At 36.5% G+C, this 723-nt stretch carries 2 protein-coding genes; both read right to left on the bottom strand.

Annotated elements, in window-relative coordinates; all coding sequences use genetic code 11:
* Positions 1-248 (bottom strand): bacteriocin immunity protein (locus tag FKM52_RS21485; protein ID WP_141178118.1); only part of this gene is annotated, 248 nt, incomplete at its 3' end.
* A gap of 314 nt (positions 249-562) precedes the next feature.
* A partial coding sequence (locus tag FKM52_RS21480; protein WP_141178117.1) for a bacteriocin immunity protein occupies positions 563-723 on the bottom strand: 161 nt, incomplete at its 5' end.

The following is a 723-nucleotide window of genomic DNA, read 5'->3' as shown; positions in this document are numbered from 1 at the left end:
TTAAATCCTGGCTTGCCGTTTTTAGCGCGCCACTCTTTTACTTCTTTAACGACACCTTCTGGCGAATCTTCGCGATCTTTGCGTGGATAACAGAGAAGATTCGAACCATCAGGATGTTCCGTTAACCGCTCAAATTCAAAAATTAGTTTATTATCCTCTGCTTCGGTTACCCCATCGGCTCGGAAAATTTTCCTGACAAGCTCCAGGAATTCAGCTTCAGTGTAATCCGAAATATTTTTTTTGCTCATTTTATCTACCCTTATTATGAATGTAAGATGCAATTTGGGTGTGATTATTCTAATATTAATGATAACAAAACATACCCTGTTACTCTTTATTCAGGTGTTAACGCTCATCGTTTTTTGCATGCTCTTTTATTTAAGGAGTGAATAATTTTATCTGAAATTAATTTAATGCCGATAAAGCCCCAGTATAATAAAATTTAGCTTAAAGATATCTTGTTTATTAGCCTAACTAATATTAGGTTCCTTACCCTATATTGTTGCCTGTATTAGCTTGCTAAATAACGCAATACAAAGGTATGACGTTATAGTGCTGTAGATTAGCTGTCCTTAAATCCTGGCTTGCCGTTATTAGCGCGCCATTCTTTTACTTCTTTAACGACACCTTCTGGCGAGTCTTCACGATCGTCTCTGGGGTAAAAAATAAGATCGGAACCATCAGGATGTTCCGTTAATCTTTCAAATTCAAAAACTAATGCAT

Origin of the sequence: Mixta tenebrionis, assembly GCF_006517625.1 — a bacterium.
Classification (GTDB): domain Bacteria; phylum Pseudomonadota; class Gammaproteobacteria; order Enterobacterales; family Enterobacteriaceae; genus Mixta; species Mixta tenebrionis.
The sequence above is the reverse complement of the archived record's forward strand: the minus strand, read 5'-3'. Positions and strand labels throughout refer to the sequence as shown.